Here is a 25,001-nt window from a genome sequence, read left to right as displayed (position 1 = left end):
CATGACGGACAATGAAAATATTTTGCTGCATTTACGCCAGGGCTTGCCGGGCTACAGTCCGGCGTTGCAAAAGCTGGGCGATTACATCCTCACCGAACCGCATAAAGTGTTGTATTTCACCATCACAGAACTGGCGAAAGAGACGGACACCAGTGAGGCCAGCGTGACGCGCCTCTGTCGAAATCTGGGCTGCAAAGGCTATACCGAATTCAAAATGGCGTTGGCAATGGATGTGCAGCAGAATCAGCCAGCGGCTACCACCAGCGGTGACAGCATCGATGCGTTAGTTGAGGAGTCAGTGCAAGCGCTGCGTGATACCGGGAAGTTTATTGATCGTGACGTATTAACCCAGGCGGCAACGGAGATACATCAGGCACGGTCTATCCAGATTTACGGCGTGGCTGCCAGCGCCATCACCGGTGAATATTTGCATTATCGTCTGCTGCGCCTGGGCAAGTCAGCACAGCTGTTTGGTGATATGCATCGTGCCGCGATGAACGCCTCGACATTAAGTGAAGGCGATTTGGTAATTGCGATCTCGGCCTCTGGCTCGACCAAAGATCTCATGCATGTGGTCAACGTGGCGAAGAAGCGCAAGGCGCGGGTGTTGATGCTGAGTAACACACTGCGCAGTCCAATGGGGAATCTGGCCGATATGCTACTGGTGGCTGCGCGTCCCGAAGGACCACTCAATGCTGGCACCCTCAGTGGCAAAGTGGGCGCGATGTTGCTGGTGGAGGTGCTGATGGGGGAGTTGATGAAGCACGATACGCATTACGTCACGGCCAGCCAGCAAACTGCCAGTGCCACCTTGCCGATGCTGATTTGAATATTGCGGTGTGCGTGACGGCACACCGCAATGATACTCAGATTACTCGCTCGCCAAGGCCGCCACAGGGTCCATACGTGCCGCTTTACGCGCGGGCAGATAGCCAAAAATCATACCGATGATGGTTGAGCAGGCAAACGCCGCTCCCGCCGATTCCCACGAGTAGATGGCCGTCAACACGCCTCCGGCCATCAGGCTAATCAACGGACCAATCACCAGAGAGAGCGCCACGCCCAGCGAACCGCCCACTAAACAAACCAGCACCGCTTCGATCATAAACTGCTGCATAATATCGCCTCGTCGCGCGCCCACCGCCATACGCACGCCTATCTCATGGGTACGCTCGGTGACAGACACCAGCATGATGTTCATCACGCCGATACTGCCAATCATCAAGGCAATAGAGGCCACCATTAGAATCAACAACGTTAACGTCGCGGCAGCTCCTTCAATCGCTTTGCGGTACTTGTCGCGGTTAAACATCAGGAAGTCTTTGGTGCCGTGACGTGCGGTCAACAACTGGGTCAGTGATTCCACGGCAGGACCACTCACCACGTCATCTTTCAGTTTGATACTGATGCTGGTGAGCGCCGTTTGCCCGCTGATGCGGTACATCATGGTGCTCCACGGCAACCACACACTCAGGCGGTTGGGAGAGATCCCGTTGTCTTCATGCGCCACGCCAATCACGCGCACCGGCACGGAGCCCAGCACAATCATCTTGCCGATGGGGTTCTCATGCGCGGCGAACAGCTTATTGCGCGTATTGGTGTCAATAATGATCTCCTGGCGCGCGTGGCGTTCATCACTGAAGTTGCTGCCTTCAATGAGTTTGATGCCCTGAATCTCGAAGTAGTCTTTGCCAACGCCGGAAACTGAAGCCTTGGAGGAGTTTGAGAGATAGCGAATGGGCTGCGTGGAGAGGAGTTCGGGGCTGACTTTATCGACAAACTGCTGGCGCGCAATCACATCGGCATCGGCCATCACCAGCGTTAATACCGGGTGCGCTTCATCTTCGGCAAAGTCACCGCCAGCATAGACGGAGACTACATTGGTGCCGAGACCTGAAATGCTTTCCAGCGTCTTTTCGCGTGCACCTTGCCCCAACGCCACAACGGTAACCACGGCGGCGATACCGAAGATGATGCCGGTCATGGTCAGGGCGGTGCGCAAACGGTGGCTGTTCATGGCATTCAGCGCCATGCGCATGGATTCACGCAGGCGATCAATGAATCCACGCAGTTTGCTCTGGCTTTTTCGCGCCACCGGCGCAAAGCGAGCACGCGTGGCATCCTGTTTGCGGCCGCTGTCGGCAACAATCTCGCCATCCTGAATTTCGATAATACGATCTGCGTGCTGCGCCACTTTCATATCGTGCGTGACGATAATGACGGTGTGTCCTTCACGATTCAGATCATGCAGGATGCGCAACACCTCCTCGCCGGAGTGAGAATCCAGTGCGCCGGTGGGCTCATCCGCAAGAATAATTTCTGCGCCGTTGATCAGCGCACGCGCGATACTGACACGCTGCTGTTGGCCACCGGAGAGTTCGCCGGGCTTATGGTGCTCTCGACCTTGTAAACCCAAACGTGCCAGCAGCTGTGCCGCGCGTTCGCGGCGCAGGTTACCCGGCAGGTTGGCATAGATGGCTGGGATTTCGACGTTACTCAAGGCCGTGAGATCCGGCATCAAATGGTAGCGCTGGAAGATAAAGCCGATATGCTCGCGCCGCACTTTTGCCAGTGCATCCGGTGACAGCGTGGCGGTATTCTGCCCGTCGATAAAATAGTGCCCGCTGTCCGCAGCATCCAGACAGCCCAGAATATTCAGCAGGGTTGATTTACCCGAGCCAGAAGGGCCAATAATCGCCACCCTTTCGCCGCTGGCAATTTGCAGATTGATGTTTTTCAGCACATGCAAAGATTGTGAACCGTTAACATAGCTGCGCTGAATGTTTTTCAGTTCGATCAGGCTCACATCACCACCTTGTCGGCACCTGGTGCCTGAGTGGCGAGGATCACTTTCTCACCTGCTTGCAAACCGCTTAATACCTGAATATCGACGCTGTCGGAGATGCCGGTGGTAATGATGCGCTTCTCGGGCAAGCCTTCCTTATCAGCCACTTCAACAAAGGTTTTGCCATCGGCATCTTTTTTGGTGGCCTGAACCGGGATCAACAATGCCTCTTTCGCCGCGTCACGCAACAGATTCACCTGGGCGGTCATGGAGATACGCAGCGCATTATCAGGATTCGGCACATCCAGCAGCGCATTGTAATAAATGGCGGCGTTGGTGCTGCTGCTGGGGGTGCTCTCGCTGTTGCCCATTAACGCATCATCTTTCATCACCGATTCCGGTGCCAGTTCAATGCTGCGCAGCGTGGCGTTATAGCGTTTATCGGGATTAGCAAAAGTGGTGAACCACGCCTGCTGACCCGGTTTCACGTTGTTGATATCCGCTTCGGAGATCTGCACTTTGATGGTCATGGTGCCGAGTTGCGCCAGTTTGGCGATAGTCGGTGCACTTTGCGCGGCATTGACGGTTTGGCCCTGCTTGGTGACGATGGCGATCACCGTCCCATCCATCGGCGCCATGATGCGGGTATAGCTCAGGTCGAGTTGCTTTTTATCCACTTCAATTTGTGCCTGAATCACCCGAGCTTTTTGCGCGGTAAGCTCTGCGCGTGCCGTGCTCCAGGCTTCGGCAGCTTCGTCATAATCCTGGCGGGAAACCGCATTGGTTTTCAGCATCTGTTGCAGGCGTTTGAACTGCGCATCTTGACGCACCAGCGTCGCTTCGCGCGTTTCCAAATCGGCCTGTGCCACGCTCAGGGCGGCTTCTGCGTTTCGGAGATCGCTGCGCTGCGGCTGATCGTCGATTTCCGCAATCAGTTCACCTTTGCTCACCGCATCACCGGCTTTGATATACAGCTTTTTAACCTGACCGGATACCTGCGCACCCACGTTGACGCGCTCTATGGCGTCCATCTTGCCGGTTGCAGCAATGACATTTTCAATGTTGCCTTGACGCACCGTCGCCGTGACCAGCGCATTCGATTTTGGCCGTGAACTGCTGTAAGCCCAGACCAGAATAATGACAAGTAACAGAACAATTGCGATCAAAAGCCGTTTTTTAGAAGTATTGAACATAAGCATCCCTTTCATGAAGCGAGAATAATAATCACTAAATGCAACAAACAGGAGAAAATTCGTCAGGATTGACTCACTAAATGGCGCGCATTGAGAAAAAAATGAAAATTTTCCGAATAGAAAACGTGGTTGAGTTGTTTACCCCTTAAATCACTTACTTTTAGGGAAATGCTATGTCGGTTACGCCTCACCCTCAACATCGTCAGCGTTATGACGCTTTCAGCATGGCGCTGCACTGGATCACGGCTTTTAGTGTGATTTTTCTGTTTGTTTCTGCACATATCTGGGAACAGTTAGAGAAGGGCACGCCGCTGCGTAAAGGGTTACAGGCGTGGCACATCTCTTTCGGCATTTTGCTGGCAGTGGTGATGATTGTGCGTCCGCTGTGGCGGATCTACAGTCAACGTCAGTCGCATCTGGCGGTCGCGCCAGCAGAAGGGCGTGCGCTGCTGCGTATTGTGGCGCATGCCGTGCATGGGCTGTTGTATCTGCTGTTGTTTACACAGGTCGTACTGGGATTCCTGTTTCGTTGGTCACAACAGGAGCCGTTTAGTTTCTTTGGCTTGTTCAATGTTCCTGCTTTTATCCAGGTTGATACCGCCTTGCGCCACACGCTGGCGGGATTACACAACAACGTTGCCTGGGCGCTGATTAGCCTGGCGGGCGCGCATGCGCTGGCAGCGTTACTCCATCACTACGTTCTGCGCGACAACGTGCTGCGCCGTATGCTGCCGTTGCGCGATTCCATGCCACTCCGCGAGGAAAAATGATGAAGATGATGACTCAGGTTCGCTGGTTCGCCGTGCCTGTGCTGCTGATGGTGTTACATGCACCAGCCGCACTGGCGATGGGGGATGACGACAGCGACAAGAAAACACCCGACTGTCCGAAAGGGCAAGTGTACGACAGCAAAACCAAGTCCTGCGTGCCGGAAAAAACCAGTATGCTGAGCGATGAAGATAAGACGAATTACGCTTATCATCTGGCGAAAAAAGGCGAGTATCAGGCGGCACTGACACTGCTGGATAGCTTGCACAATCAAAACACCAAGGAGGCCTGGAACTATCGCGGCTACGCGACGCGAAAGCTGGGCCGCACTGATGAAGGCATGGCTTACTATCAAAAATCGATCGCGCTTGATCCTAAATACGCCAAAGTGCGTGAATATCTGGGAGAAGCCTGGATGATCAAAGGACGTCCTGATTTGGCGAAAGAGCAACTCACCATTATCAAATCGCTGTGCGGCGTGAATTGTGAAGAGTATCGCGATTTGCACGCGGCGATTAATGGCCATCCAGAATCATAATGATGGTATTTCACGGAGGGCGAGCCCATCACCAGTACTGAAGTCCGCCAGCACCTGGCGGCCCATCTGGCGCGCATGTGGCGTTACGCAATGGTGTTATCGCGTAACCGGGATGTGGCTGAAGAACTGGTGCAGTCCACCTGCGTGCGGGCGCTGGAACGCAGCGCCCAGTACGCGCCGGGCACGCGCATCGATCGCTGGTTGTTCACGGTGCTGCATTCGGTGTGGATTAATGAACTGCGCGCGCAGCGGGTGCGGATGGGGCAGGGATTTGTCGAGAGCGATGAATTACTGGCCCCCGATCATCAACTGCAAAATGAGCAGCGGATGCAGTACGCCAAAGTGATGCAGCGCGTAGGGCAGCTGCCAGAGGCGCAACGTAACGCGGTATTTTTAGTGTATGTCGAGGGCTTTACCTATCAGGAAGCTGCAGACACCCTGGCCGTGCCGATTGGAACCATAATGAGCCGCCTCGCTGCGGCCCGCACCACGCTCGCTAGCGCAGTCACAGCGCGGCCTGGGGTACAGGAGAAACGCTTGTGAATGCACCTCGATTTACCTCGCCCTATGCGGATGAAGCCATCGTTGCCTGGTTGGATGGTGAGATGTGCGTGGATGACGCACAGGCGTTTGAAACCGAACTGAAACGCAGTGAAACCCTTTCTGCGCGCACCGCAGAACTGATGAAAAGCAATCAACCCTTTGCCGATGCTTTTGCCCCAATGCTGGATGAAGCGCCGCTGGAACGAATGGAATCGCGGCTGGCGTATCTGCTGGCTAACACACCCTCTGTGCCGGCTAAAACACCCGTGCAGGTGAGCCGTCGCGCGTTGATCGCTGCGTCAGTCAGTTTTTTGCTGGTGGGCAGCGGCATAGGCTATTTGGCGCGTCCCGTCGCGAAAGCCGGTCAGGGGGAAAGCGAACGCATTCGCGAGCTGGAAGCGCAATATATGTCGCTGTACAGCCCAGAAACGCTGGCTGACGTCGACAGTTCACCACAAGTGTTGCTGCGATCCCTTCAGCGCACCGCGCGCGACCTGGATTTGCACCTCACGCCGGAACAGTTGGTGCTGCCGGAAGCGAGTTTAAAAAGTGTGCGTATGCTGCGTTATGATGACGCCCTGATTACGCAAATCGCATGGAATCACAGCAGCTATGGTCCGATGGCATTGTGCATTTCACGTGAAGACCAGGCGCTGCAAAGCGGACTGGCGCAGGAAAAGCGTCACGGTATGAACCTGGTGTGGTGGCATCGTGGCGGCTATCAGTATGTGTTGATTGGGCGTAATCCAGCGGATCAGTTGAAAAGGGCCGCGCAGTCATTGAACGCGGCGCTGATATAAATTCATACGTAAAGGTATCGGCGCAATACATTGCGCCGATATTGTTTTACGAGATGCCCAGCAACTGTTTCAACCGCACAATCTCTGCCTGCCACTGTGATTGCAGCGCAGGCTTTTGATGCCTGGGTTTACGGGCCAACTCTTCATCAAGCTTACTTTCCAACTCACAAAGCGCCAGCAGCAGTGCATCCTCATCGTTCTGTGATTGAGTGGGTAAAGAGGCAACGGAGGCAGTGACGATCTTAATGGGCTGTTCACTGCGCATCTGCTCGGTGACCTGATCAAAATCGTGCCACTCCGTCAGTTGCCGATCCTGGATCAGCCAGAAACGGTTGCAACTGCTGCTGATTAAACTGCGGTCGTGCGACACCAGCAGCACGGCACCGGCAAACTGGTTGAGCGCCTCGGCAAGCTCCTCTTTTCCGACCATATCTAAATGATTGGTTGGTTCATCCAGCAGCAACAACGAGTAACGTGCTAACGTCAAACCCACGAATAGCAGACGCGAACGTTCGCCACCGCTTAATGAACCGATCAACTGCTGATGACGCAGGTAAGGAAATCCTGCCCCTATCAACGCCATTTTTCGCTGGTCGTCACTGAGTGGCGCAAACTTCGCCAGCGCCTCGCTGAGCGTCTCTTCATCCCGCAACTGATTGAGGCTTTGGTCGTAGTAGCCGAGCCGAGCGCGTGGATGGAACAGCGCGCCACTTTCAATGTGATAATCGCGCCATAATTGCCGCAGTAATGAAGATTTGCCACTGCCATTGCGGCCGACAATCGCCACACGATCGCCGCTTTTTACCTGTAAGGCCGGTAATGAAAACAGCGCCGGAGCATGCTCGGCTGGGTGAACGTTCATTTCAGGCAACGCCAGCACGCGATTGGCATCCAGCGCTTCGCCCTGCAATTGCAATCGCCACAGGCTGCCTTCACTGAGGGTGGTTTGCGCCTCCTTCAGCCAGTTAGCGCGTTTCTCCATCTGCTGTGCTTTACGGGACAATCCTTCGTTGTCATAAGTGCGGCCCCAGATAGCCAGCCGTTTTGCACTTTTTTCAACGCGATCAATTTCGTTCTGTTCTGCCTGAAAGCGCTGCAGATCGGTTTCGTCCTGTTGAGCCAGTGCTTGTCGCGCTGCCGAACAGGGCAAACGGAAAGCGTGCAGACTTTGGTCGCGCAGAATCCAGCTACTGTTAGTGACCTTATCCAGCAGTGTGCTGTCATGCGATACCAGCACAAAACTGCCGTTCCAGCCATTGAGAAACTGCTCAAGCCACAGCAGGGTGGATAAATCGAGATGGTTACTGGGCTCGTCCAGCAGCAGCAGGTCAGGCTGCTGAATCAGTGCGCGTGCCAGCAGCAGACGCATGTGCTGTCCGCCGCTCAACGTAGCGGCGGATTGAGCCTGCTGTTCTGCGCTGAACCCGAGTGAGGACAGCAACGCTTCTACGCGCCAGGCCTCACTGAGTTGCTGTTGCTCTGGCAGGCGGGCAACAACGCTGGCATAGAGTGAAGCCTGATGTAACTGCGCAGGCAGATGCTGCTCGATGCGGGCCATTAAACAGTGGTTTGCCAGTGTGACGCGGCCTTGGCTGCTTTCAAGATCACCGCTCAGGATCTTCAGCAAGGTACTTTTACCCGTGCCGTTATCACCCAGCAAGCCAATGCGATCGCCTTTTTTCAGGCTGAAATTAAGGTTGTGAAAAAGTGTACCGAAGGCGTTATCAAAGCCGACAGCGTGTGCGGAAAGAAGTGTGCTCATGTGCTTACTCATAAGTTGCAGGCGTAGAAAGCCCGACGTCATAAATCGCTGACGACAACCCGGTAAGCCGGAGGAAGGGATGACAGTATTAGTGAACTTCGCTCAGGCGGATTATCGCAGCACGAATGCAGAGATAGCTGAGCGCGGCCAATTACTATAAAAGTGTGCGTAAACAAACAACTCACACGATGACATAGTAATCCTCCTTAATTATCAGTGGGTGGAAAGTTGAGTTGATGATAGCCACAGGAGCGGGCATTATCCAGAACAGCGTTGCAACATTGTGAAGTTAAGGCGCTTCGATTGACGGGATTTCTCCGGCCATGAATCAGAACGAGTTGAAGGATTAACTGATGAATGAACAGCCATTACCGTTAGTGCTTATACCGGGTTTTATGCTGGATGAAACCCTTTGGGATGATTTTGTTGCGGCCTGTCCGGGTGACAGGGTGTATATCCGTGTCAGCCTGAGTCAGGGACAAAGCATCGCAGATTATGCCCGTCTCATTGTTGATACCCTGCCAGCGCGTTTTATTTTGGTGGGATTTTCATTAGGGGGCTATGTCGCTCGCGCGATTGCAGAAGCCTTTCCCGAACGCACGGCGGGTATGATCCTGATTGCCACCTCATTACGTGAAGATCCGCCAGAACAACGTGCATTACTGGATTCGGCCTCAAAAACCGCGTTAATGGGGGCGTTTAGTGGCTTCAGCGATGCGGTATTAAAACCGTCTGTGCATCCTTCCCGACAAAATGACCCATACCTGATGGATAAAATTCGTGCCATGGGCAAACAGCTTGGTGCGCAGGTGTTCAGAACGCAGGCGCTTCTTGACCGGAGAAATATTACCCACCAACCGCCAGCCTGCCCAGTATTGATCATTGCCTCGGAAGGCGATGGGATGCGCGGTCTTGAGGAGTCCCGAGAAATCAATGCACTGCTAGGCGGTGACATGCACATTATCCGTGAAAGTGGTCATATGGTGCCCCTTGAGCAACCTCGTATGCTTTCTTCAAATATTGCAGAATGGCTAGAGAAATATAGACTCTGACTTTAGGATTTAAGCGCTTCACCGAAAACTCCACTGCACGGTAATCACAAACACCGAAGGGATGATAATCCCTGACTCAATGCCAAAGTAGGGTGTGAAGTTATATTGAAATCCATGGTAAATATAGGGTGAGAAGCCGATCCCGGTCGCTTTCTTAAAGTCGTGATAGGAGCCGTGATCGCCGCAATCCTTAAAGGCATCAAAGAAAAACTCACCGGTGTAACCGTAAATGCCTTTAAACGTCCAGCCATTGTCCCAGACTTTCCAGTCTCGTCTTACCCCCATGGCCAGACAGCGATCGTCAAAGCTGTTTTTCATCGTACCGAGCAGCACGCTGTACGGTGAGTCTTCAGACAACTTACGCTCTACCGAGAAAAAATTATTCTCAAAATTTTCAGTGTATTGCCCATGGTTGTCCGTCAAGTGATAGACAAACGAACCGGTATTGATTGAATAAAGATTAATCTCACTGGCTTGACAGTAGAGTGAAAGTAAAACAATGCCGCTGAGCAAACCCCATAATAAAACAGCATTTTTTCTGCTATGTTCTTCTGTTATGCCATTCATATTTCCCTCACCATTAAAATGAGTTAATGAATCGATTGATAAAAAGATGGTGTTCCACGGATTTAACTGATTGATGCTTAGGAGGAAATTGTTAATGTTTCTTAATTAATTAATGTCTGAGGTAGGCTTATTCTCAGGCAGAGTGCAGGACATGATTGATAAGGTATTTTAGCAGATTTTAAGAAGAGTCAAGAAGTGGGTGTTTTTCTTATAATTGATGGTGATACCCTAAATCATTGTAAAGTATACCTTTAATCTTCTTTTGTCTTAAGGTTGATTGACACAGTATTTAAACCACAGAGAGCATCTCGAACTTATCATTCCAGCCGGTGACGTAATTCGATTTGTGGTTAATAAAGATGCTCAGCCTGTGAACTGCTGGGTATAAATTAATTAAGGAAGAATTGAGAGTTTAAAGATTGGTATTGTTAAATCTGATATTACGTTTCGCTATTTTAAACTATTACTATGGATAACGTAATGCGTAAAGAAATTGTCAGGATAAATCAACATGACAAATCCCTGCGTCACGCATAGTATGTCGATGAGGTTCAACAATAATGAACAAAATAAGCGCAACGATGAAGCGGGTTTCTGTTGTTATCAACAACGTTGTTGTTTTACATTTCCGTTTGCAGTGACTGCAAACTAAAAGGATGAGTGTGCATGAGCGTAACGAATGAATTCGTTCATGGCGGGGTTACGCTTCAGGCTCTCCGTGCTCCTGATCTCTGCCGTGATGATGTACTGAGTAAATTCACCCATCTGGTGAGTAAAACACTGGATGTGCCGAGTAGTTTCATTTCAGTGATTGACGATAATTATCAGTACATAAAAGCCGCACATGATTTTGCCGTCGGCGAAACTGTGAGAGCCGATTCACTTTGTCAATTTGTTGTTGAAGACGCGGCTCCTTTAATCGTTCCGGATACGCTAGAAAATCATTGCTTTGCAACCAATCCCTTTGTCATCGGGGCACCGTTTGTTCGTTTTTATGCCGGTGTACCACTGATAACCCAAGAGGGGCATTTTTTAGGGACGCTTTGTGTGGTTGACACCCAACCGCGCGAATTTAGCGCGGAAAAACTGGCTACCCTGACGCTGTTATCCCAACTGGTGATCTCTTTTCTGGAAGCCTGGCATTCGGTTGGCTTTACCGATCTCATCACCGGCTTACCTAATCGCCAGCAATTGATCCGTGATCTGCAAACTCTGCGGGTGGCGGGGAGCCAGGCATCCCATCGACTGGTGTTGATTGACTGCATTGATATGCCTCGTGCATATGAATTAGCAAGATCGTTGGGGATGGGGCCGGTCGAAGGGCTTCTCAAAGATATGGCAACCTTACTGCCCTTGCGATTACGCCCAGGCTCTAAAGAGTTGCTCTACACGGTTGCAACCGGACGGTTTGCTTTGTTAACGCTGAGCAGCAGCCACTTTGATGCCGAGTGGGTGGCAGGTAGGATGGAAGGCGTGCATGCCGATATGGGGGAAGGGTTATCCGTCGACCTCACCACCCATACCGGTGAAGCTGTTTTTCTCCCTGCCGAGGTATCCGCGCAGGAAGTGTTGCGCCGTGCAGTCAGCGCCTTACACGAAGCCATCTGTCGTGCGGTGCCCTTTATGAGTTTCAGTGAGCGTAACGATGAACGCCGCACCGATGACTTCACCTTAGTGAATGATCTGGCGACTGCGGTACGCCATAACCACGGTCTCTATCTGGTTTATCAACCCAAAATTTGCCTGAAAACGGGGTTGCCGATCGGGCTTGAGGCATTGATCCGCTGGCGTCATCCAAACCGAGGTGAATTGTCTCCTGCTTACTTTATCCCGCTTGCCGAGCAAACCTCCCTGTTGCAGGAGATTACCGAGTGGGTAATTGAAAAAACCATTGGACGTTTAAGGCGATTACAGGGGCAAGGCATTCAGTTACCCATTACCGTTAACGTCAGCGTGCGGGATTTTAGCCACGGGGATTTTGCCGAGAGGCTGGAGAGCAAAATGACCAAGGCTCGTCTCCCGACGAACCTGCTGGGTATTGAGTGTCTGGAAACCGAACGTATCCTCGAAAGTCCTGCGGCGATTAAAGGGCTGGAAATGCTGAAGCTGCGCGGCTTTGATATTTCGCTGGATGACTTTGGGACGGGTTATAGCAATATCAGTTATCTGCGGCGCATGCCGTTGGATGTCATCAAGCTTGATCGCTCCATTATTAGCGGCCTGGCAACCGATACCGCCTCGCGCATTATCACCCGGAGCATTATCTCCATGCTGAAAGAGTTGGATTATGTGGTGCTGGCCGAAGGCGTGGAGAACAGTGAGACGTTGGAGGCGCTTAAAGAGTTCGGCTGCGATCAGGCTCAGGGATTCTTTCACTCCCGCCCGTTGCCCGAACAGGAGCTTGATAGTTGGTTGCGCTGGAAGATGCAGAGTTAACGCTGATCAACCCAAATCAATTTATCAACGGCAAAACCCAGGTGCCTGGCGATGGCCAGGTATTGCTGTTTAACGGCATCAGGCAGCGTGGGCTGGCGCGATAAAATCCACAGATAATCACGATTTGGCCCGCTCACCAGCGCGTACTGATAGTCGTCATCCAGGGCGATAACGTTGTAGCCACCGTAGAAGGGACCGAAGAAGGAGACCTTAAGCGCTGCAGTATCTGATTTACCGGTGAAATACGCTTTGCCATCGCTCTCACTCCACTGTTTTTTCTCTGGATCGTAACCACGATTTACAACGCTGATACCGCCATCACTGCGTTGTGCATAAGTGGCGGTCACATGATCTTTACCGCGTTCAAAGCGGTGATCGAGGCGGGCTATCTCATACCATTTCCCCAGATAGCGACTGGCATCGAAAGGCCTGATCGGCGTTACCCCTTTTGGCGGCGTGGGTGATTTACAGGCAACCAATGTGAGAGATAACGCGGCGAGGGCGGCTAAAGGCCATAACTTCATGACTGCTCCTTAATCAAACGGAATCCGTGATCGTGACGAATGTCCGTTTGATTATAGGCAACATTATTCAAGGCGGCCTGGAGACCGCCTGAGATGTGACGTTATTTCTTATCTTTATCTTCGTCGGCAGGAATCAAAGGTTCATCGATGGCGATTGATGTACCTGATTTTAACAACTGAATATCCAGAATGACGTAGGTCATGGTGGTGATAAACAGTGAGATCACGCTCCCAATGACGCCGCTGGTGGTAAAGGTGAAGTAGTTGTACATCACCACCCAGGTCACACAGATAAACAGCGCCAGGGCGATATTGATGGCCGATTGCGAATAATTCGTGGTGCGCGCGCCCATCTCATTGACCTGCAAATAGAGGTTGGAGCCGGTGTATTTTTCCAGAACAAAAATACTGTGGTCCCAGCTACGCAAGCGGCGTGCACTGCTGCGCGTGAAAAACAAGAATAGCAGTGACACGAACAAGCCAGAAAAAGCAATCAACACAGGTACCGCTTCCAGCGCGTAAACCAGGCTCTTATGGCTGGGTGCCTGCGCGGTGAGATCCAAGGTTAAAGATGCGCCCAGTACGACGTAGAGAAATACAAACAAGAATAAAAAGAGGGCGTTGCGTTTCCAGTCGAGATCCGCCTCATGGTTTTTCTGCTGGCGTGCAACCTGAAGCGCGTGTGATAAGCGTGGGTCAGCGGAGGGGATATCAATCTGTTCGATCTCTTCGCCCAGCAGGCGGTGAATAAACGGTTGATCGGCCGAATCAATGGTAATGCGCATAACAATCCTGATGACGTAACTATCGTGCCCACATTGTAACGTAAATTTCATCGGATACTGGAATCTGCGAGTCAGTCCGCATTTATCCTCTCAGGTTGCTCGTGAGTTGTTTGTTATTTGTACACTTTACGGTGCGATCAGTTTCGGCCGCAGTAATCACGACGGAGGAATAGCCTATGTCGTACGTTGACGGTTTTGTGGTGGCGGTCCCGGAGATCAATAAGGAGGAGTACCGTGCCATGGCAGCGAAAGCCGCACCGCTATTTAAAGAGTTTGGTGCCACGCGTGTGGTGGAGTGTTGGGCAGATGATGTGCCGGAAGGAAAACTCACCGATTTCTACAGGGCGGTGCAAGCGGAGGAGGGCGAAACGGTGGTATTCAGTTGGATTGAATATCCTTCAAGGGAGATTCGTGATGCGGCGAATCAAAAAATGATGTCCGATCCGCGAATGAAAGAGATGGGTGAAAATATGCCCTTCGATGGCAAGCGGATGATATACGGTGGATTCGCCATTTTACTGGAAGAGTGATCATTGCCTCTGTAGCGGCGCATTTTTTTGCGCGATAAATCGCGCCGTTACAGTGAGTCTGTTTTTTTCCATATCAGCCAAAAAATAGTCCATCAGGCTTAAATTTAAAAATGGATCTTTAAAGTCTAAACGATAAAATCGATTTCTCATCAACAAGGAGATTTCTATGCTGGATATCATTCAATTTCCCCTTTTCATCGTTTCAGTTCTGTTATTGTGCATTACGCCCGGTCCTGATCTGGCCTATGTTGTTGGGCAAAGCGTGGCGAATGGACGAAAAAGTGGTGTGATATCGGCAAGTGGGGTGGCTTTAGGCAGTTGCACCCATGCACTGGCCAGTGCAGTTGGCCTCACGGCATTAATCACGGCCTCTCCCCTGTTATTTACCGTGATTAAATATATCGGTGCCGCCTATCTCATTTATTTAGGAAGTAAAATGCTGTGGGAAACCTTTATTTCCCGCCCACAAAATAGCAATGATAAGATTGAGGTTCCTCGCACCAATACGCGCAGTTTGTTATTGCGCGGCTTTATAACCTCCATCACGAATCCAAAAGTATTGCTGTTTTTCATTTCGTTCTTCCCGCAATTTGTGGTGGTCGATGGTGCACACCATGCCAGTTCGTTTCTCGTGTTGGGTTTGACATACGCCGTGATTGGTTTGTTGACTGACGTCTGTTTCGCTCTGCTGGCGGGGGGCGCGGCCAGTGCGGTATCACGCAACATCACATTGCAAAGAGTATTAGATCGCATCGTGGGAATGACTTTTATTGGCTTGGGGGTTCGCCTTGCCATGACCCGGCGTTAAAAATCATCACGGACAACAAGTCTGATGATTGGCGATAACGGATTATTCGGGTAACGTGGAATCACTTTCGTTACCTACATAATCATAACCGCACGCTAGTTGCAGGAGAGCTCGGCCATGGCAGTTAATCCCAACATCATCGGTATTGTCAGCGATGAATTCACCAATCCCAATACCGTAAGAATGTTGAATGAAGTCACTCGTCAAATAAATGCTCGCGGATACCTTACGCTACTGCTGAATGTGGATTCCCGTGAAAGTTATCAAAGCACGCTGCGCAATGCTGCTGCTTTGCCATTGGCGGGGCTGGTGTTTCTGACATCACTGTTTGACGATGAACTGAGTGCCGTGGCGGATGCACTGCCAGAGGTTCCAACGGTGCATTTAAGCCAAAGCCGTGATAGTCGTGCGAACACGGTGATCGCCGAGGGATTTGATGCCGGTGCCGAGATGGGATTATTGCTGCTATCGCAGGGGCATCAGCGTTTTGGCTTTATGCATAGCAAGGAAAATGATGTCCCGGTGCAACAAATGGCTGGATTCGTCTCAAGTTTAGAGGCAGAGCATAAAGCGCTGACCGTAGAGCTGTCCGCCGGTGCGAACGACCGCGAACGGGCATATCAGGCGATGATGGCCTATCTGAAGAAAACCCGCGCAGCAGAGCGTATCAACGCGTTGTTCTGTGAGAGCGATGTGTTGGCCTTTGGTGCACTGCAAGCCGTGCGTGATTTTGGCCAAGGCTCGCATGTGGCGGTGGTGGGGTTTGATGATGTGGATGAAGCGCGCGCATCAACCTGGCACCTTACCAGCTGGGCGCAACGACGTGATTTGTGGGTCACCGAGGCGCTGAATCGCCTGTTGGAAAACAAAACTGACGAAACTGATGCCTGGCAACAGGGTGAACTGCAGGTGCGTCATTCCCATCACGGAAAATATGTACCAGGCGAGATGTCGCAGTGTGGCTGCGCAATTCGCCATTAATTCGCTGAAGATAATGGGGTGCTAAAAATTCAGCACCCCGATCACCTAATCTATTTGATTTCTAATGCTGCTACGCGGTCTTTTAGCGCCCGTTCAATCGCCTTGCGATGATAGGGTGACATTTTGCGCCACTCTTGCGCCTCTTTGCGGGTGCGGCCACAGGCACGGCACCAACCACTTTTACCCTCAAAAATACAGATATCAATGCAGGGCGATTTTACCGACATAGTGACTTTTTCCTTAACGGGTGAGGCCGCTTAAGCCGTGTATCATCATATAGATGCCCACAACGGCGATCAGGGCGCTGGAGAAGTAAGGCGCACGGCGCGCAATATCGGCAAACCCTTTCCAGCGACGGGTCGCATGGCGAACACTGAGCGCAGCACCGGCACCCACTGTCACCAGCGTTAATGCCAGACCAATGCTGAAACACACCACCAGCGCTGCCCCGAGGCTGAATTGTTTGACCTGCAGACACAGGAGCAGCACGGTGATCGCCGCAGGACAGGGGATTAACCCGCCAGTCAGGCCAAACAGCAAAATTTGCAGGTTACTGACTTCACGGCCATTGAAGCGGCGGCGAATATCTTCTGCATGAGCGCGTTCATGTGTATCCTGGAAAACCTGACTTTCAGCCCCAAAATGGGGAAGAGAGACGCGAGGCAGGTCATCCGCGTGCTCGTGATGATGATGGTGGTGGTGATGTGGCGAGTCGTGATGGTGATTGTGCTCATGGTGATGGCCGTGATGCCACGCATGCGCCTCTGACCATGTACGCCAGCCCATCCAGGCCGCCGTGATCAAAATAATGATGCCCGACACCAACTGTAGCCAGGGTTCGGCCGCTTCAGCGGTAAACTGACGACTGAGATACATCCCGCCCATCGCTATCAACCACACTACGGCAGTATGGGATAGTGTTGCCGCCAACCCGAGCATCACCGCCTGACGCACGCTGCCGCTAATAGCCACGATAAAAGCCGCCATCATGGTTTTCGAGTGGCCCGGTTCCAGGCCGTGCAGGGCACCAAGCAGGATGGCGCTGGGGATAAACAGGAGCGCGCTGGACGAGCCCTGACTCAACAGTGCCGCGAAATCATTCATAGTCATCATCTCGTGTCGTGATAAGTTGAAAGCGGCATTGGAGTGCCGTAAAATCGAAAAATCAAAGAAAATATACTATACCCCAGTATACATTAAGATCAACAGGAGCTGACAATGGGCCATACACTGAAGCATCAGAAAAGCCTGCTTACGCGCGTGCGTCGCATTAAAGGGCAGGCGGCTTCGCTAGAGACGGCACTGGAGTCCGGTGAGGAGTGCCTGAAGGTATTGCAGCAGGTTGCTGCGGTGCGAGGTGCGGTGAACGGATTAATGGCAGAACTGCTGGAAGGGCACATTAAAGAGCATTTGATGAATGAATCGGCGACGGAAGCTGAGCGCAGTCAGGATCTGGAAGAGATCGTCAGCGTTATTCGTTCGTATTTGAAGTAGGGGTGTGTTGCATGCTGTGGTTGATCGCAAAGTACGCTATAACGGCGGGGATGGTGGTGCTGATTTCTGAAGTGGCTAAACGCAGTGACCGCCTGGGCGGATTGATTGCGGCACTGCCTTTAGTCACGGTCTTGGTATTGATATGGATGAAGCTGGAGGGGCAGAGCCAAGCCAAAATTGCCAGTCACGCGTGGTACACCTTCTGGTATGTGGTGCCTACCTTGCCAATGTTTGTCGCGTTTCCGTTTCTCTATCAACGCTGGGGATTTTGGCCAACGCTGGTGGCAAGCTGCTTACTGACCATTCTGTTGTTTCTACTATGGGCCACGTTGCTGAAACGCTTTGGTATCGCGCTGATGTAACCAGAGTAGCGCGCGGCAACCGCCGCGCACCCGTCAAAACTGATATTCGGCAGCCGTCACCAGTTGCACAAAGGGGCCTGACAACGTCTGGTTATGATGGGCAATAATCTGTTGCGCAATGATCTGCCCGTTATCCGTAGTGGTATGTGCATCACCGATTAAAACCACCCGAAATCCTAAGTCTGCGGCTGCGCGGCAAGTGGTATCCACGCAATATTCGGTTTTCATCCCGCAAACCACCAACTCTTCGATTCCCGCTAATTGCAATGATGCTGACAGCGTGGTGCCACGAAAACAGTTTGGATAGCGCTTCACAAACACACCATCCTGCGTTGGGTCTATTGCCAGTTGCGGGATAAGTTGTGTCAACGGGCTGCTTTCTGCAAGAGGTGAACCCTCAGGTCCTGTATGGCGTGCAGCAAAGATAGCGGCCTTCATTTCCCGGGCGCGAGTAATCAATAAATTGATGTTAGCCAGCGTTGCCCCTGCGGCATACGGCTGCTGTGGCGCAAAAAACAGGCCGTGCTGCATATCAATAATCAACAACGCTTTTTTACTTGGGGATGCCATGGTGTGTCTCCTTTCACTGTGTGATGAACGGAGACGATCCCCGTCCATTGTCTGACGGGGCGAGGGAACCTGTAAGCTTACGTTTTCGTTACAGATACACACGCACCGCCGCCAAATGCGGTGGTGATGGTCACTGTGGTCAACGTAATAAACTGAGACATTTCAGGCTCGCGTAAAATAACAGATGAAGTTCGACGTTATCACAGTCCTGTACAAAATCCATCTGTGTTTTGCGCATCGGGATAAAAAGCCGCTAAAGTGATAAATCATCACTTATCTGCGGGATGACGGATTTGGTAAAGCCCATTCATTTAACCCATCTGTTGCGCAGTCCAATGGCGGGTACAGAAGCTATGGCAGTACATAGCGGACATGCTTTCCCGCGCCATTCTCACGATCATTAAGAAAATGGGGCCAACTGGCCCCATTATTAATGCTGAGTGTCTTTGCCCGTGTGACTACGATTACGGAAAATATGCGTGACGTTATCCGCGTCCTTTAGCGCTACGCTATTTCTAGAGGTTGTCTGCTGATTATTCATGACTTCTGCCATAGCGAGACGCAACGCTTTCAGCCTCGCGGGGTCTGACTCCTGCGCGGCCATGATTCTTAGTTTCTCGAGCAGAGTATCATTGGATACTGGCCCTACATTCCTCAATAGCTGTAGAACTGCATCGCCCATTAGAATATCGGCCAGTCGTTCCTCATCACTTCTATGCATAAATGTTCTCTGGTTATCGCAACAAATCCGCGACAGATAACAAAGTGGGTTCAGTCTAAAGCGAAAGATCTGATGAGGCGGAAGCCACTTTGTCCGTTAGCAGAGTCGTGCGCCTGTTCTCAGGATTCCCGGTTAGCAGTAAACATCAACCCGATGAGTTGTTGATAGTGCAACGCTTCTTCAGTGTCATTGGCCTGTTCCAGACGGCAAATCAGTTTGGTACAGAGCGTTTTGCGGCAGAGCGTGCGGCCGGAACGTAATATTTCCACCACAATGTGCCCGAGGGTTTCTTGCTGAGAGGGCAAGGTCGCTTCATTAAAATAACGCGCAATGGCATCTGAGGTGGATAAAAGGTTTTTGTCCTGACGCATGGTTCCTTCCTCCAGGCTAACTTGTGAGCAAAATGCTCGCGAAAGTTATACAACCTTAATCAGTTTGTACAAGAATATGAAGGAACATCAGGCAGGCTGTTTTTGCAAAAAGTGCTAATTGATTAATTACAGGTGCTTAAGTAATAGGCGAGGCTAACAACAATTCTGAATTGAGTACATCTATAGTACTTGGTATTATAACTCTTCATGTGAGGACAAGGACCGTCCTAATCAAACCACAGAAGGGAGGCATCATGGCCATCTATGTCTTAAAGCCATTCGACAGGAATACCAAAAGTGACAACATTGACGATGTTAGATTGTGTACGGCTGCCAGAGAGGTGATTGCCGGTATTTTTGAAGCCAATTTCGGTGGAGGGGTATTTAAAAAACGAATACCTTTAAGCCAAGGAAAAAGCGGTGGAGCCAGAGCCGTTGTTGCATTCAAAATCAATAATCATCTTTTTTTCGTTAATGGTTATGCTAAATCATCGGTAAAGCAGGTTGGGAGAGAAATTCCCGAATCTGATCTTTTGATTTATAAACAAGTTGCTAAAGAGATGTTCAATCTCACTCCAGAACAAGCCAGCCAAGCTATTAGAATGGGAAAAATGCGAGAGGTACATTGCGATGGTTAATCATCTCAAAGATCTTCAGGAAATAGCTCACGATTTCAATGAAATTGGTGCGATTTCTGATGAGCTTAAAGAAAAAATCGATTCGCGAGTCAGATTGCGGGAACTGCGCGCGACACTTCCAGTGTTACCTATGATGTCAGGCCAAGCGATTAAGGAATTGCGTGAACGGCTTGGGTTGAGTCAAGCCATGCTCGCCGCTTGTGTTGGAATGTCTGTTGCCACCGTGATTAAGTGGGAGCGCGAAGAGAAGGAACCTAATGGTGCGGCCAAGCGTCTGCTTGATATTATCGACAAAAAAGGTTTAAGCGTTCTTCAATAGCGAAAGCCCCTGTAAAGGGGCTTAGCAATTTTCACGTTATCTGCCGACACTGAAATGAAGTTTAATAGCCGTCCGTCGAACGTGTCAGTGATTCCCACGCATCAATCTCCGTGCTAAACGCCGCCAGTTTTTCTCTTACCAGTTTCAGTGCATCACTGCCCAGCAGCAGGTGAGCGGGTGGGTTGTCGCTCTCGATCACCGCCAGCATCGCGCGTGCGGCCTTCTGCGGATCGCCAAGTTGCTTGCCGCTCTTCTCCTCACGCGCCTGGCGAATGGGGTCGAACAGCGCATCATAATCGGTGATACTGCGCGCACTTCGCACCATCGAGCGTCCCGCCCAATCGGTGCGGAATGAGCCGGGTGCCACAGCGGTCACATGAATATTAAATGCAGCCAGTTCCTTGCTCAGCGTTTCTGAAATACCTTCCAGCGCAAACTTACTGCCGCAGTAGTAACTGATACCCGGCATGGTAATAAATCCGCCCATCGAGGTGATGTTGAGAATATGTCCGCGGCGACGTTGCCGCATATAAGGCAGTACGGCTTTGATTATGGCCACGGCGCCAAAGACGTTAACATCAAACTGACGACGCATTTCCGCCAGAGAAGACTCCTCCATTACCCCTTCATGACCGTATCCGGCGTTGTTCACCAGCACATCAATCGGCCCATGGTGCCCTTCAATATCCGCTACAAGATCATCAATGGCGCTGAAATGGGTGACATCCAGTTCAAATGCCACAGCATGTTGAGGATGTAACTGTTCAAATGCCGTTTTCGCCTGGGCATTTCGCACCGTTCCTATCACACGATAGCCTTTTGCTAACGCTTCTTGCGCCAGGGCGCGGCCAAATCCGCTACTGACGCCAGTAATCAAAAGTGTTTTAGAGGTTGACATTACGATTCTCACTAAGTGAATGAAGAATGCATATTATTCTCTGGAAGAGTGCGTTATAAGGCCGTATCTTCTGCTTTTATTGCCTATTCTTATGATTGCGAGAATGTGATGTTTCATTCAGATGTGCAGCTACGCACGGTTCAACTACTGAAAACGTTAGCCCCGCAAGAGGGATACAATTTGACGGCGTTGCCGGATGTGCGCATTTTACGCTCAGATCGTCCGCTGGCGCGCACCCCGGTACTCTACGATCCGGGCATCGTGATTGTTTGCCAGGGCAGTAAGCGCGGTTATTTTGGCGATCAAGTGTATGTCTATGACGAGCAGCACTATCTGGCGGTTTCTGTGCCGGTGCCTTTCACCATGGAGACTGCTGCTACAGCGGAACATCCGTTGCTGGCGATTTACATGCATCTGGATTTTAGTTTGGCGACGGCATTGTTACTGGAACTGGAGCAGCAACACCTTCCGCTTGCGGTGAAGGCGGCACAGAGCATGGTGTCCAGTCCGATGGATGAAAAGCTACGTGATGCTGTTTTACGATTTTTAACCGTACTCAACCATCCGCTGGATGCCGCAATACTTGGCCCATCACTGGTGCGTGAACTCTATTATCGTGTGTTGACAGGGGCGCAGGGACAAACATTGCGCGCTGCGCTGACCCTGCAAGGACAATTCGGCAAAGTGGGCAAGGCGCTCCGCCATATTCACGCCTGTTATGCGCAGACGCTGAATTTGACACAGTTAGCGGATGAGGCAGGCATGAGCGTGCCGACGTTCAGTGCGCATTTCAAAATCATCACCCAGCAATCGCCGATGCAGTATGTGAAATCGGTGCGACTGCATCAGGCGCGCATGTTAATGGTGCGTCAGGAGATGACGGCAGCCGCCGCGAGTCATGCCGTGGGCTACGAGAGCGCCTCGCAATTCAACCGTGAATTTAAACGCCTGTTTGGATTGCCGCCAGCAGAGGAGATCAAACGCATGCAGCGCAATTTCGCGGTGCCACCTGCGCAGCAGGCTTCCGCGTTTGTTTCCTCGCATTGAAATTCACGCGGCTGTCTTCAACACCATCACCGCATAGCGGCACATGATATCGGTGGCATTGCTAAACACACAATCCGCCGGATCACCTAACTCAAGGCAATCTCCTGGCTGCATTTCAAACAGGTTATCGCCCTCCTGAAAGCGTAACGTACCCTCCAGCACCCAGATTAACTGGCGACGAGACAGGTAGGAGATGGCAGGCATTGGCACGTCAGTATGCGGCGGGAGTTCAACGCTAACCACATCCAGCGGAATGTCACCCGGCGAAACATGGCGGCGAATGTAACCGGTTTCCGGGTCCTGCCAGACAGGCTGTTGCGCATGGCGCAGCAAAGTGCCGGGTTGAACTTCAGTGAGAGCGATAAGCTGCGACATACTTATAGTGAACGAACCCGCCAAACGCGCCAATGAGGTGGCGGTGGGACTGCTTTCGCCACGTTCAATTTTGTGGATCATGGCGCGCGAGACACCAGATTGCTCGGCCAAGTCGGTTAATGACCAGCCACGTTTCTCACGTTCAATTTTTATGTTCTGACCAATGCGTGCATTGATGTCGTCTTCTTTGCTGGACAATTCATCTAACATAATGGATAACTACGATAGTAAACGAAACATCTACTATAGTGACGGGGAGGGCATCATGCAAATACGTGAAGCACAAGAGAGTGACGCAGCAATCATTGCTGAGATCTACAACGACGCGGTGCTCCACACCACTGCGATCTGGAATGATAATACGGTGGATACGGCTAATCGTATCCAGTGGTTAGTGTCCCGGCAGAGGGCAGGATTTCCGGTGCTGGTTGCCGTCGAGGAGCAGCTGGTGATCGGCTACGCCTCCTACGGTGATTGGCGACCCTGGGATGGCTATCGTCATACCGTCGAACATTCGGTGTATGTGCATAAAGAGGGGCGTGGCAAAGGAATCGGGTGCCAACTGATGCTCGCTTTAATCGAACGGGCGCGCGAACAGGATAAACATATGATGATTGCCGGCATCGAGTCAGAGAATCACGCCTCAATAGCACTGCATAAGAAGTTAGGGTTCAGCGATGGCGGCAGGTTAAACCAGGTGGGGTGCAAGTTTGGACGCTGGCTCGACCTGACGTTTTTGCAGCTTAAATTGGATACGCGTCATCAGCCTTGATGCGCTTAAGGGTGACGTGAACAGTTAACGCACTTTTAGCGGGGCATTTATCTCCTCATTTTCTGCACCATAATGCTATATAAATGATAACAATTATCATCAATTGCCTTGTGCTGAGGTCAGGATGCCATCAACAAAACTCACCGCTGACTGCTGTATCGTTGGCGGTGGTCCCGCAGGATTAATGCTGGGATATCTCCTGGCGCGAGCTGGTCTACAAGTTGTCGTGATTGAAAAACATCCCGACTTCCTGCGCGATTTTCGCGGCGATACTATCCATCCTTCAACGCTTGAAATTATGCGCCAACTGGGCTTGCTTGATGAATTACTGGCGTTGCCTCATCAGCGGGCTGAAAAGTTGCAGGCTGAAGTGGCGGGTCAAGAAATCACCATGGCTGATTTCTCTCGTTTGCCGGTAGAGAGCCGTTTTATCGCTTTTATGCCGCAGTGGGATTTCCTGAATTTCCTCGCCCGCAAAGCGGCTGCTTTTCCTGGCTTTACTCTGCTGCAATCCACCGCATTTGCTGACCTGGTCTATGAGAATGGTGCGCTGGTGGGCGTTAAAACGTTACAGGGTAACGAACAGCTAGTCATTCAAACTCCGCTGGTGATTGGTGCAGATGGCCGTAATTCCCAGGTGCGTGCTAAAGCGGGGCTACAAAGCAAAAGCTTTGGCTCGTCACGGGATGTGTTGTGGTTCCGCCTGGATAAACAAACTGGAGATCCTCAATGGGGCATGGGCCATAAAGGCCCCAAGCAAAATTTCATCGTCATCGATCGTGGTGATTACTGGCAGTGCGGTTTTACCATTCAAAAAGGACAGTTTGATGAGTTGAAACACGCTGGCCTGGACGTGCTGAAGCACACCATGGCTGAGGTTGCACCTTTCAGTGAGGAGCGAATGGCACAACTGGATAGCTGGGATAAACTCAAGCTGCTTTCGATTCGTATAGATCGGCTTGAGCAATGGGCGAAGCCCGGTGTGTTGTGTATTGGAGATGCCGCCCATGCGATGTCACCAATAGGCGGCGTGGGGGTGAATCTGGCGATTCAGGACGCGGTGGCGGCTGCCAACGTCCTCACCCAACCTTTGAAAGACAACAGACTTACTTTACGTGATCTACAGAAGGTCCAGCGGCGGCGACAGTTTCCCACGGTGGCGACCCAGTTTCTGCAAATCAAAATGAGCAGTAATAAACGAAAGCGCAGCACTCCCAGCAAAGTGCCGCAGCTCATCAGTCGCTTCCCTTTCTTACGCCACTTGTTTGGCCGTTTAATTGGCTTAGGGTTTCGTACAGAGCGGCCGAAGCATCTTAATTAGAAAATTTTACTTTCTAATCCAGTAAATCCCTTTCCATTTAT

29 protein-coding genes are annotated in these 25,001 nt (G+C 51.4%); 17 read left to right on the top strand and 12 right to left on the bottom strand.

Features of this window, described 5'->3' with window-relative positions; genetic code table 11:
• Position 1: 1 nt before the first annotated feature.
• Positions 2 to 829 (top strand): MurR/RpiR family transcriptional regulator, encoded by an 828-nt coding sequence (locus tag ACPUC8_RS07855; protein ID WP_494926000.1) that lies wholly within the window; start codon positions 2 to 4, stop codon positions 827 to 829.
• A 42-nt stretch (positions 830 to 871) separates the two neighbouring features.
• Here the strand turns inward: ACPUC8_RS07855 and ACPUC8_RS07850 are convergent, their stop codons facing one another.
• Together ACPUC8_RS07850 and ACPUC8_RS07845 are read right to left on the bottom strand one after the other, a co-directional pair.
• Entirely contained in the window at positions 872 to 2,806 is a 1,935-nt protein-coding gene (locus ACPUC8_RS07850; protein ID WP_039334230.1) for a MacB family efflux pump subunit, read from the bottom strand.
• Positions 2,803 to 3,978, bottom strand: a complete 1,176-nt coding sequence (locus ACPUC8_RS07845) for an efflux RND transporter periplasmic adaptor subunit (protein WP_494925999.1) — start codon at positions 3,976 to 3,978, stop codon at positions 2,803 to 2,805. Before ACPUC8_RS07845 ends, ACPUC8_RS07850 begins: the two co-directional genes overlap by 4 nt.
• A 173-nt stretch (positions 3,979 to 4,151) precedes the next feature.
• On the opposite strand from ACPUC8_RS07845, the gene ACPUC8_RS07840 reads away from it, so the two are divergent.
• From ACPUC8_RS07840 to ACPUC8_RS07825, 4 genes are all read left to right on the top strand, one after another.
• Positions 4,152 to 4,748: a cytochrome b gene (locus tag ACPUC8_RS07840; protein ID WP_039334228.1), complete on the top strand. Its 597-nt coding sequence runs from the start codon at positions 4,152 to 4,154 to the stop codon at positions 4,746 to 4,748.
• Positions 4,748 to 5,284: a tetratricopeptide repeat protein gene (locus tag ACPUC8_RS07835; RefSeq protein WP_039334227.1), complete on the top strand. Its 537-nt coding sequence runs from the start codon at positions 4,748 to 4,750 to the stop codon at positions 5,282 to 5,284. The genes ACPUC8_RS07840 and ACPUC8_RS07835 overlap by 1 nt, the downstream gene beginning before the upstream one ends.
• Positions 5,285 to 5,359: 75 nt before the next feature.
• A complete protein-coding gene (locus ACPUC8_RS07830; protein WP_494925998.1) occupies positions 5,360 to 5,827 on the top strand; it encodes a sigma-70 family RNA polymerase sigma factor in 468 nt (155 codons plus the stop codon).
• Positions 5,824 to 6,627 carry an anti-sigma factor family protein gene (locus tag ACPUC8_RS07825; protein WP_494925997.1) on the top strand — a complete coding sequence of 268 codons (804 nt, stop codon included), beginning with the start codon at positions 5,824 to 5,826 and terminating at the stop codon, positions 6,625 to 6,627. Before ACPUC8_RS07830 ends, ACPUC8_RS07825 begins: the two co-directional genes overlap by 4 nt.
• A 46-nt stretch (positions 6,628 to 6,673) precedes the next feature.
• On the opposite strand, the gene ACPUC8_RS07820 is transcribed toward ACPUC8_RS07825, so the two are convergent.
• Complete coding sequence (locus ACPUC8_RS07820; RefSeq protein WP_494925996.1) at positions 6,674 to 8,389, bottom strand: ABC-F family ATP-binding cassette domain-containing protein; 1,716 nt, start codon at positions 8,387 to 8,389, stop codon at positions 6,674 to 6,676.
• Between the two features lie 353 nt (positions 8,390 to 8,742).
• On the opposite strand from ACPUC8_RS07820, the gene ACPUC8_RS07815 reads away from it, so the two are divergent.
• Positions 8,743 to 9,441: an alpha/beta fold hydrolase gene (locus tag ACPUC8_RS07815; protein ID WP_494925995.1), complete on the top strand. Its 699-nt coding sequence runs from the start codon at positions 8,743 to 8,745 to the stop codon at positions 9,439 to 9,441.
• Between the two features lie 18 nt (positions 9,442 to 9,459).
• On the opposite strand, the gene ACPUC8_RS07810 is transcribed toward ACPUC8_RS07815, so the two are convergent.
• Complete coding sequence (locus ACPUC8_RS07810) at positions 9,460 to 10,008, bottom strand: hypothetical protein (protein ID WP_052206075.1); 549 nt, start codon at positions 10,006 to 10,008, stop codon at positions 9,460 to 9,462.
• A gap of 666 nt (positions 10,009 to 10,674) precedes the next feature.
• On the opposite strand from ACPUC8_RS07810, the gene ACPUC8_RS07805 reads away from it, so the two are divergent.
• Complete coding sequence (locus ACPUC8_RS07805) at positions 10,675 to 12,444, top strand: sensor domain-containing phosphodiesterase (RefSeq protein WP_494925994.1); 1,770 nt, start codon at positions 10,675 to 10,677, stop codon at positions 12,442 to 12,444.
• Here ACPUC8_RS07805 and blc read toward each other — a convergent pair.
• Together blc and ACPUC8_RS07795 are read right to left on the bottom strand one after the other, a co-directional pair.
• Complete coding sequence (gene blc, locus ACPUC8_RS07800; protein WP_039332350.1) at positions 12,441 to 12,968, bottom strand: outer membrane lipoprotein Blc; 528 nt, start codon at positions 12,966 to 12,968, stop codon at positions 12,441 to 12,443. The two genes, ACPUC8_RS07805 and blc, sit on opposite strands and share 4 nt — an antisense overlap.
• 101 nt (positions 12,969 to 13,069) lie before the next feature.
• Positions 13,070 to 13,753, bottom strand: coding sequence for a RipA family octameric membrane protein (locus ACPUC8_RS07795; RefSeq protein ID WP_039332348.1), 684 nt, complete (start codon positions 13,751 to 13,753; stop codon positions 13,070 to 13,072).
• 176 nt (positions 13,754 to 13,929) lie between these two features.
• On the opposite strand from ACPUC8_RS07795, the gene ACPUC8_RS07790 reads away from it, so the two are divergent.
• The 3 genes from ACPUC8_RS07790 (at position 13,930) to ACPUC8_RS07780 (ending at position 16,072) form a co-directional block, all read left to right on the top strand.
• Positions 13,930 to 14,283, top strand: coding sequence for a DUF1428 domain-containing protein (locus tag ACPUC8_RS07790; RefSeq protein WP_039332346.1), 354 nt, complete (start codon positions 13,930 to 13,932; stop codon positions 14,281 to 14,283).
• A 166-nt stretch (positions 14,284 to 14,449) separates the two neighbouring features.
• Positions 14,450 to 15,091 (top strand): LysE family translocator, encoded by a 642-nt coding sequence (locus ACPUC8_RS07785; protein ID WP_039332341.1) that lies wholly within the window; start codon positions 14,450 to 14,452, stop codon positions 15,089 to 15,091.
• 117 nt (positions 15,092 to 15,208) lie between these two features.
• Positions 15,209 to 16,072: a substrate-binding domain-containing protein gene (locus ACPUC8_RS07780; protein WP_494925993.1), complete on the top strand. Its 864-nt coding sequence runs from the start codon at positions 15,209 to 15,211 to the stop codon at positions 16,070 to 16,072.
• Positions 16,073 to 16,122: 50 nt separating this feature from the next.
• Here the strand turns inward: ACPUC8_RS07780 and ACPUC8_RS07775 are convergent, their stop codons facing one another.
• Positions 16,123 to 16,299, bottom strand: a complete 177-nt coding sequence (locus ACPUC8_RS07775) for a DUF1289 domain-containing protein (protein ID WP_039332337.1) — start codon at positions 16,297 to 16,299, stop codon at positions 16,123 to 16,125.
• Between the two features lie 13 nt (positions 16,300 to 16,312).
• Positions 16,313 to 17,176, bottom strand: a complete 864-nt coding sequence (locus ACPUC8_RS07770) for a nickel/cobalt efflux protein RcnA (RefSeq protein ID WP_494926007.1) — start codon at positions 17,174 to 17,176, stop codon at positions 16,313 to 16,315.
• A gap of 114 nt (positions 17,177 to 17,290) precedes the next feature.
• Here ACPUC8_RS07770 and ACPUC8_RS07765 point away from each other — a divergent pair, with 114 nt between their 5' ends.
• Together ACPUC8_RS07765 and ACPUC8_RS07760 are read left to right on the top strand one after the other, a co-directional pair.
• Positions 17,291 to 17,566 (top strand): metal/formaldehyde-sensitive transcriptional repressor, encoded by a 276-nt coding sequence (locus ACPUC8_RS07765; protein WP_039332333.1) that lies wholly within the window; start codon positions 17,291 to 17,293, stop codon positions 17,564 to 17,566.
• Between the two features lie 11 nt (positions 17,567 to 17,577).
• On the top strand, positions 17,578 to 17,928 hold the full coding sequence (locus ACPUC8_RS07760; RefSeq protein WP_039332331.1) for a DUF3147 family protein: 351 nt from the start codon (positions 17,578 to 17,580) through the stop codon (positions 17,926 to 17,928).
• Between the two features lie 33 nt (positions 17,929 to 17,961).
• On the opposite strand, the gene ACPUC8_RS07755 is transcribed toward ACPUC8_RS07760, so the two are convergent.
• Both ACPUC8_RS07755 and ycgZ read right to left on the bottom strand, forming a co-directional pair.
• Positions 17,962 to 18,498 carry a cysteine hydrolase family protein gene (locus ACPUC8_RS07755; RefSeq protein ID WP_039332330.1) on the bottom strand — a complete coding sequence of 179 codons (537 nt, stop codon included), beginning with the start codon at positions 18,496 to 18,498 and terminating at the stop codon, positions 17,962 to 17,964.
• Positions 18,499 to 19,338: 840 nt separating this feature from the next.
• Positions 19,339 to 19,590: a regulatory protein YcgZ gene (ycgZ, locus tag ACPUC8_RS07750; protein ID WP_494925992.1), complete on the bottom strand. Its 252-nt coding sequence runs from the start codon at positions 19,588 to 19,590 to the stop codon at positions 19,339 to 19,341.
• A gap of 254 nt (positions 19,591 to 19,844) precedes the next feature.
• Here ycgZ and ACPUC8_RS07745 point away from each other — a divergent pair, with 254 nt between their 5' ends.
• Both ACPUC8_RS07745 and ACPUC8_RS07740 read left to right on the top strand, forming a co-directional pair.
• Positions 19,845 to 20,228 (top strand): type II toxin-antitoxin system RelE/ParE family toxin, encoded by a 384-nt coding sequence (locus ACPUC8_RS07745; RefSeq protein WP_494925991.1) that lies wholly within the window; start codon positions 19,845 to 19,847, stop codon positions 20,226 to 20,228.
• On the top strand, positions 20,221 to 20,547 hold the full coding sequence (locus tag ACPUC8_RS07740; RefSeq protein WP_494925990.1) for a helix-turn-helix domain-containing protein: 327 nt from the start codon (positions 20,221 to 20,223) through the stop codon (positions 20,545 to 20,547). The genes ACPUC8_RS07745 and ACPUC8_RS07740 overlap by 8 nt, the downstream gene beginning before the upstream one ends.
• Before the next feature lie 61 nt (positions 20,548 to 20,608).
• Here the strand turns inward: ACPUC8_RS07740 and ACPUC8_RS07735 are convergent, their stop codons facing one another.
• Positions 20,609 to 21,445, bottom strand: coding sequence for an oxidoreductase (locus ACPUC8_RS07735; protein WP_039332319.1), 837 nt, complete (start codon positions 21,443 to 21,445; stop codon positions 20,609 to 20,611).
• A gap of 108 nt (positions 21,446 to 21,553) precedes the next feature.
• Between ACPUC8_RS07735 and ACPUC8_RS07730 the strand changes: the two genes are divergently transcribed.
• Complete coding sequence (locus ACPUC8_RS07730; RefSeq protein ID WP_494925989.1) at positions 21,554 to 22,492, top strand: AraC family transcriptional regulator; 939 nt, start codon at positions 21,554 to 21,556, stop codon at positions 22,490 to 22,492.
• 3 nt (positions 22,493 to 22,495) lie between these two features.
• Here ACPUC8_RS07730 and ACPUC8_RS07725 read toward each other — a convergent pair whose 3' ends face one another.
• On the bottom strand, positions 22,496 to 23,077 hold the full coding sequence (locus ACPUC8_RS07725) for a helix-turn-helix domain-containing protein (protein WP_494925988.1): 582 nt from the start codon (positions 23,075 to 23,077) through the stop codon (positions 22,496 to 22,498).
• 55 nt (positions 23,078 to 23,132) lie between these two features.
• Here ACPUC8_RS07725 and ACPUC8_RS07720 point away from each other — a divergent pair, with 55 nt between their 5' ends.
• Together ACPUC8_RS07720 and ACPUC8_RS07715 are read left to right on the top strand one after the other, a co-directional pair.
• Positions 23,133 to 23,639, top strand: coding sequence for a GNAT family N-acetyltransferase (locus ACPUC8_RS07720; protein WP_494925987.1), 507 nt, complete (start codon positions 23,133 to 23,135; stop codon positions 23,637 to 23,639).
• Between the two features lie 124 nt (positions 23,640 to 23,763).
• Complete coding sequence (locus tag ACPUC8_RS07715) at positions 23,764 to 24,960, top strand: FAD-dependent oxidoreductase (RefSeq protein WP_039332312.1); 1,197 nt, start codon at positions 23,764 to 23,766, stop codon at positions 24,958 to 24,960.
• Positions 24,961 to 25,001: the final 41 nt, after the last annotated feature.

It is taken from the genome of Pantoea sp. CFCC18177, assembly GCF_059412425.1.
The sequence above is the reverse complement of the archived record's forward strand: the minus strand, read 5'-3'. Positions and strand labels throughout refer to the sequence as shown.